The 7,495-nt window shown below is 47.4% G+C and carries 5 protein-coding genes and 1 pseudogene; 5 read left to right on the top strand and 1 reads right to left on the bottom strand.

Annotated elements, in window-relative coordinates; all coding sequences use genetic code 11:
- The 4 genes and pseudogenes from D7S44_RS23070 to D7S44_RS23050 all read left to right on the top strand — a co-directional run.
- On the top strand, positions 1 to 84 hold an 84-nt coding region (locus D7S44_RS23070), incomplete at its 5' end, for an IS1 family transposase (protein ID WP_032083315.1).
- 263 nt (positions 85 to 347) lie between these two features.
- Entirely contained in the window at positions 348 to 533 is a 186-nt protein-coding gene (locus tag D7S44_RS23065) for a con-10 family general stress protein (RefSeq protein WP_075203188.1), read from the top strand.
- A gap of 1,293 nt (positions 534 to 1,826) precedes the next feature.
- A pseudogene (locus tag D7S44_RS23955) lies at positions 1,827 to 2,224 on the top strand (VOC family protein).
- Between the two features lie 370 nt (positions 2,225 to 2,594).
- Positions 2,595 to 3,203, top strand: coding sequence for a DsrE family protein (locus D7S44_RS23050; RefSeq protein ID WP_048783021.1), 609 nt, complete (start codon positions 2,595 to 2,597; stop codon positions 3,201 to 3,203).
- A 2,017-nt stretch (positions 3,204 to 5,220) separates the two neighbouring features.
- Here D7S44_RS23050 and D7S44_RS23035 read toward each other — a convergent pair.
- Positions 5,221 to 6,504: a globin domain-containing protein gene (locus D7S44_RS23035; RefSeq protein ID WP_120458500.1), complete on the bottom strand. Its 1,284-nt coding sequence runs from the start codon at positions 6,502 to 6,504 to the stop codon at positions 5,221 to 5,223.
- Positions 6,505 to 6,888: 384 nt separating this feature from the next.
- Here D7S44_RS23035 and D7S44_RS23030 point away from each other — a divergent pair, with 384 nt between their 5' ends.
- Positions 6,889 to 7,068 carry a con-10 family general stress protein gene (locus D7S44_RS23030; RefSeq protein ID WP_084886311.1) on the top strand — a complete coding sequence of 60 codons (180 nt, stop codon included), beginning with the start codon at positions 6,889 to 6,891 and terminating at the stop codon, positions 7,066 to 7,068.
- Positions 7,069 to 7,495: the final 427 nt, after the last annotated feature.

Below are 7,495 nucleotides of genomic sequence, written 5' to 3'. Positions count from 1 at the left end.
CGGAAGTCGCTGTCGTTCTCAAAATCGGTGGAGCTGCATGACAAAGTCATCGGGCATTATCTGAACATAAAACACTATCAATAAGTTGGGACCATTACCTGAACCCTTATGTGGCTGGCAGGGTTTGCCCGGCACCATAAAGAAGAGACTGATTACTAAATTCTCTCTACACACCCCGATAATGTAATGTAAAGCTCAACACCAGGGCTTTATCACAATGAAAAACTGATTTCTGGCGGCGCTACGGCACCTTTTTTGCCTGCGTCACAAGTTACTGCCAAAAACCCACCGGTAAAACAATCTCTCCTATGGTTTAAGGTCGGTGCTTAACATGAAGCGGGGGTGCTATGGCAGTATATCGTGGTGGAGCCGGAAACTTTGCGGAAAATCCGGAGTGGGCTGCAGAACTCGGACGGAAAGGCGGCCGTATGAGCGGAGGAAACTTCAGAAACAGCCCTGAGCGAGCAGTTGAAGCAGGAAGAAAAGGGAGCCAAATCAGCCGGAGAGGCCCTTCTAACCGCCAGGTTCGGTGAAACATGGTGACGAAGCCCGCCTCTGGCGGGCTTTCTAATGTCATGCATACATCGTTATGTTAAAAGAGAGTTTCCAGGCACTCGGGGGAAAGCTACATCTGACGGCAGACTTGCACGATGGCGCTTTTCTTTCCAGGCTTTCAGGGTGCTGATCCATGCTGGTTTCGGCACATTGGCCGTAAATTATGAACATGATTTGTTGTTCAGCCCGCTAAAGAAAGATGGCGGGTCTTTTACTTGTGGTTGCGGGCAGCCAGCCTGACGTTTTCCCGGCTGGCTGAAAAAAAACCGAAGCCTGACCGGAAGCGCCGGGACGGTAAATCGGACAGTGAAATGCGCGTCAGGAAAGGCCGCTGCTCACTGTAATATGCACCTGTATTTGTGCTGTTTTTCTCTAGAGTTAAGAGAGTCAACTCCTGCTGGTTTCAGCCCGGACAAACCATCTTGAATCTTCTCTCAGGGTCAAAATGGCGGTTTTTTGTGTGTTTCGCATATTCGCCAGCGCTAAATTCTTCATAATCCTGCCCGATAATCACACTGCCCATGCCCGGGAAATTAAACAATTAATAGCTTTTTACGGGTGCTTTTTCATCTGGCAGCTGCGCTTTTCCGTACGGGAAGGTGAAAAAAGCTCACGGAGCCGGCCATATCCGGTGGCGGGCACCCTTCCTGCTTCCGCCCCGGCGTCTTGAAGTTGGAGGAAAATAAAATCTGTGAAGCAGAAAAACAGGAGATCAGGGCGTTACTCAGGAAGGTCATTCTGAAACTGATTGAGAACGGGGGCAACAAGCAGATCCAGGACATCATCTGTTCGCTGTATAGCTTGAGCATGCGTACTGACGATCCTGTTATCCGCCGACACTGCCAGAAGGCCATACGGATGCTGGCCAGAAAAATGCCTTGATCTGCACAATGCTGCGTCTGCGACTATGGTTTTCTCTTTGATGCCTTCTGTTAGGCAGATACAAGCCATTTTATTTAAAAAGCTTAATCCATTATAGAACTTAAATATTTTTCATCTGTCGAATCAGTTACAGAGATATTCCTCTGTAACGAATTTTCCCCGCCCTGAGCGGGTTTTTTTTGTCCTGAAAACGGATGCGTAGCCTGAAGGTATGAAGCGAATCCACCACAACTATTCGGCACTAAGGCGTAAAAAGCTCTCTGCATGTTTTTGTCATGGACTTACCGGAAACATCTTTTGGGTTACCTTCTTCGCGGCAGTTCTTGACCGCACTGTTATATTAAAAGAGAGTGTTCAGGCAGTTGTACCTGAAACCTGACGGCGCAGAAATGAGAACGCAAAAGCGATCCATGGGATATGTGGCTATGTGGTCGATGACTATGACCGCGAGATTGAGTATTACGCCGACAAGATGGGTTTTTCCCTGGTTGAGGACACACCGCAGCCAGGTAAACGCCGGGTTGTCGTTACACCTAACTTGGAGAGCCACTGTAATCTTCTCCTGACCCACACTTCAAACGAGAGGCAGGAAGATTTTATTGGCAATCAGTGTGGTGGGCGGGTATTCCTGTTCCTGCAGACCGAGACTTCCGGCGTGGCTACACCGCTATGAAAACAAAGGGCGTTCACCGCTGTCAGAAGCCGTGTGAGGGGGAGTATGGGGGGCGCTGTGTTTTATGACATTTATGGCAACCGCTGGGATCTCCACCAGAGCGCTCAGCTCTGATAGCTATGCGACTGCGCACGTCCGGTGCGTGGCCGGGATGCTATATTCAACGTAGTGGACATTTTCAGTCATCATGAGTGAAACGTCTGCTACCCGCTCATACCGGATTCTGCAACTGCGACAGTCCGCTATGTGCAGAAGCGGGCGTTGTTAACATCTTGCTATAGTCAATTATAGGGAGCAGCCCAAACTGGCTATCCTGGAGCGCGATTTGATCCCGCTGCTTAAGAATAATCTGTAAAATTAACAACCTGGTAAGAAAGTATAAAGTAAATGTACGGCTTGCTAGCTGATGCCAAAATGTTTTTGTTAATGTCTTTCTTCACTAATATAAACAGGGCGCTCATGCTCAAGGCGCCCGGAGGGAAACATGCGTTCTGTTATAACTGGAGCACTAATTGCAATCACGAGCGGGCTTATGGGAGCTGCGCTTTGTAATAATCATGCTTTTTTCAAAAGCCTGACTGATCATCCTGCCAGTGTTTCAAACGATCAGTCCGCTGGCTTCTGGATTACACCGGCCGTGAAGGGTTATGGCGAAATCCACTATGAACGCAGTGCTGCCTTCCAGCCCACCCCAGACCTGAGCAATAAAATCGTTTTCAAGGTGGGGCAGGCCGGAGACAACACATCATTGCCGAATCCGGCCCTGGAAAAAGTCGCGCAGGTGGTTAATCTCTATGTTGCAGCCGGGGTTCCCACCAACAAACTCAGATTTGTCGTTGCGGTGAACGGTGGCGCAACGCCGGCGATGCTTGATAACGTGCATTATCAAAAAATATATGGCACTGACAACCCAAACCTTAAGCTCATTTCGGCCCTTCAGAGCCAGGGAGTCAAAGTGAGCATATGCGATCAGGCTATCGCCTGGCATCATTATAAAAAGAACTGGATCGCTGGCTCGGTTATACATACGCCTTCCGCTCTGACCACAATAACAACCTTACAGAACAGGGGTTATGCCTTCCTGGAAATGTAAAGCGGATTGGCAGGCCTTGTTGAATAAATGGAAGGTAGCCTTATTGCACCTTTCGTCAGATAATTTTCTTAAACCACCTTACACATGCTCAAAGCCTTACTGATATGCAATAAGCCGCTTTTATGTCAGTGATATTACTTCAGTAACACCGCTCCATGTCGCGCCTATAGTAGAAAAGTTATTGACTCCAGCTCAGGTCGGAAACATCAGCAGTCGTGATGAGGTAAAACGCTTTCCCGCCGGCGGACTGAAACAGGCTGGCAGCTTTTTTAATATCATCAACATGAACGGCAAAATGCTGGATGCGGTAACCGCTCAGGGGACCGAAGCCTGCCTTGCTCTCACAGAAAGAAGGCAGCGACTGCAAGCGTCAGGGAGAAAGATGCCTGGCGGAACATTACCCGCGACGTGGTAAAAGCAGGTGCAACTCCGAGTCGCATTCGCTGCACTTCCAGTGCTGATGCTGTCAGCATGCGGCGGCAGTCCTTCGAGGTAGCTAATAACATTACAGCGTTTGGTTAATCTCTTCAGTAAACTCAGCCAGGCGGGAAAGGTCAGCGATGCCGATTTCCCATCAGACATGAAAGATGAACAGCGCGTCAGAATGCTTCGGCTCAATGTTTAACGGTGGTGGGCATGGTACATGGAGGCAAATCAGTTACTCTTCACAGTACAAAAGTTGATTTAAAACTGGTCTCGTAAGTTTAAGTAGACTAGGGTTCAGGCGGAAAACAGCTGATAATTGAGGTCGTTTTGTTTACAGTGGAGCTGGATACTGTAGTTTATGCTTTTCAGATAAGGCAGCTTGCTGCAAGGCATCAGTCCGGAGAGGATTTGAGGCAGATCAAGAACCTGGTGGATGATGTCATAAGGTCTATGGAGGTAAATCTTAAGTATCATTATCATTATCAGAATCGCTTACACCTGAAGATGTGGTCCGAACTCTTCAAAAACCTCAATACCTTTACGAATAAATGTTCAGATCCTGACTGGATGACTGTCATCGCCTATGCCAGACGGCAGGTGAGCCGCAAAAAGGGCGCCGCAAAGGCCAGGCTCAAGTAAATACAGACCTCGGCTCGCTCATTGTATTTGATAACCCGATACAGGTTTACCGCCTGGCTTTATTAAAAAGGTCGGCCGGCCGGACACTTCAGGCACGCTAAGGCGCTGAAGCTGCGCCGAACCTGCCGCTAAAAGCATGGAAAACCCTTAACAGGTTTTGAGGTTTGATCAATTCCTGAACCTGATGAAAAAAATAAGAGTGCAATATGGGAAAATATTTTTATCTTTCAAGGCAATTCGAAGTCACGGGTGCTTTGTTTGTACATACAGCTGGGTGTAAATCACTGCCTAGCGTTGAAAATCGCGTTTTTTTGGGCACTTTTTACCATACCCGGGACGCAATGAAGGTAGCGAAATCCAGGGATGCTGAGGCGAGGCCTTGTCCTAGATGCTTTACTTCCCTCTATAAAACATGAATCTGCTGACTACGATCTAATCGGGATAACACCACGCAATCATCTTTGAGCTTTGGAAGAGGGCAGACAGAAATAAATTTCTTATTCTTAAGCGGATCAGAATGTACTTTCTTTCCCGCTCCGGTCAGGCATTTTGCAAAAGAAAAGAGAATGCAGTTTATTCCGAGCATAAGCGTTTCCGTTTTTCATCTGCAGCATAAACCGCGTATTTCCGGACGCTTATGAACATGGTGAACATGTCATTCATAAACGTGACGTTTTTAACAGGCTTTGTTGTGTGCATTCATTTTTTGCATGGCCTGAAATCAGGCTGCCTCTGCAAACGGTAAGAAAGGTACGCTGCCCGGTTTCATGTGCCCTGCGTAAGTTTTCAGAAAAGCCGTTCCTGTACCTCCTGGCAACGACAGGAAAACCTTGTCAGATGGAAAAGGGACAGCAGAACAAAGCGCTGGGCGGCAGTCAGCGCCCTGTCCCGGTTACAGGGCAATAACCTTTTCGGTAACGCTCAGGCACCTTTTCCTGGGATGATTTACGGATTACAGGTGAACGCCACCTGTGGTAAACGCTTCACTGAAGATCCTCTCCGGTGGGATCCCCAGACGGAGCAGGGCCTGGTATTGCTCCTGCATAAAAGGTACCGGCCCGCAAAGGTAATAGTCAGCCTCTTTCGGTAAACAGGCAGCAGGCATTTCATCCAGCTTAAGACGTCCTTGCATGTGGTAGTTTTTGCCGGCAACCTCACCTTCTTTGACATTTTCATAAGCGATAAACAGATGAAGATTTCTGTTCCGGCGCGCTAAATTCTCCAGCTCTTCACGCAGGGCATGGGCCTCTGAACTGCGGGCCGCATGGATAAAATAAATATCTTTTTTGCCCTCTGACTGCTTTTCCGTGATGGCAGAGTCGCCTGTACCGGCAGCAGAAGATAAATTTGGGTCCGCATGTTCTGCAAGCAGGTGGTTTACCATTGATATCATTGGGGTCAGTCCGACGCCTGCGCTGATAAGAACATTCGTATTATCCGGGTTCAGAAGGTAAAAGTTTCCGGTCGGGGCGCTGAGTTCAACGATGTCACCTTCCTGAACAGCATTATGCAGCGTTGAAGAGACGTAACCGGGATCCTGCCCTTCGATACGGGGATCTTCGCGTTTTACGGATATACGCAGATAATTATCAGCAGGACTGCTCGAAAGACTGTACTGGCGGGGTTGTCTAATCCCCAAGGCAGGTACCATAACCCGGAGCGTGATATACTGGCCCGGTTTATAAGGAGGCAGCGCCTGTCTGTCCTTGGGGACAAGATAAAATGATGTAATTTCGGCACTTTCCATGACTTTTCTGTCCACAATAAAATCACGCCAGCCAACCCAGCTGCCGCTGGTATTTTTATGCTCCTCATACAGTTGTTTCTCCGTCGCGATAAAAATATCAGCCAGCTGCTGATACGCTTCCGCCCAGGCCCTGATTAATTCATCATCCATGGAGATATTAAGCACTTCACTGATGGAATGGAGCAGATTTTCGCCAACAGTACCATAATCAGGAGTCTGTATATTCAAACTGACGTGCTTATGGCAGATAAGCTCAATAACCGGTGCCAGCACACCGGGATTATCAATATTTTCAGCATACGCCAGCACTGCGCCAGCCAGCGCTTTGGCCTGAGCACCGCTTCGCTGATGCCCCATATTAAACGTTTCTTTCAGGTCAGGGTTGTTTTTTAACATTCTCTTGTAAAAATAATCGGTCAGCGCCACTCCGTTTTCTTTCAGAACGGGGACTGTAGCTTTAACCTGTTCTTTTTGTTTTTCACTTAACATATTAACCTCACAATGTCTTCATGCTGCCGTAACGAATAAACTGAACCCAGAGTTTAGTATGGCCGAGTCAGGCCTTTCCACCCTTAAGCATAATCACAGACAGCCAATAAACACATTCTCACCTGAATTTATTCTTCTTTTTTAGCCGAATATGCCATTGCTCTGGCCATTCTGTTGCCGCTTTTCCATAAAGAAAGCAGGTTAATAAGCGAGACGACAATATATTTGCCGACCCGTCTGTATTTAGCGTTTCGCTTTAAAAATTTGCACAATTTCTCATTTTGTCTATTCTTGTTAACGGAGTGGCGGCGGGCAGAATGAAGCAACGTTCAGCAGCCCCGACACGGTAATTAAAGCTAATTTTTTCTACAATGAGAGGTATTTATGGCTGAACATCGTGGTGGTTCCGGTAATTTTGCAGAAAACCCTGAGAAAGCATCTGAGGCTGGTAAAAAAGGCGGTCATAACAGCGGCGGCAACTTCGCTAATGACCGTGAAAAAGCGTCCGAAGCCGGTAAAAAAGGCGGCGAGCACAGCCATGGCGGCGCTCGTAAAGAAAAATGACAGCAGGATGTTACCTGATGAATAACAGCCCTTCAGGGATGATTTTTTATTTCAGAATGACTGTTATTCAATGTGCTGAAAGCACCGGGAGGCAGGGTGAATAATAAGTAATATTTCTGCCCTGCCGCATAGGTTTTTAACGTTCAACTGCTCCAGATTTATATTCGTCAAAAAAGAATCTGATTAACACATCTTCTGTTCCCCTGATAACTTTTAGTATTGAAGGTTAACCTTTCTGCTTATGTTTTCATTTGACTGGCATCGTTTTTTACTTAATGACCTTAATTTTTCTTTTCTGGGCGAGGTTGCCTTCAGGGTACTGATTGCCGGTGATGCTGCCAACTTACTGATTTAGTGTATGATGGTGTTTTTGAGGTGCTCCAGTGGCTTCTGTTTCTATCAGCTGTCCCTCCTGTTCAGCTACAGA

Origin of the sequence: Pantoea piersonii (assembly GCF_003612015.1) — a bacterium.
Lineage (GTDB): Bacteria > Pseudomonadota > Gammaproteobacteria > Enterobacterales > Enterobacteriaceae > Pantoea > Pantoea piersonii.
Note: the sequence above shows the minus strand (reverse complement) of the source record. Positions and strands in the feature narration are given on the sequence as shown.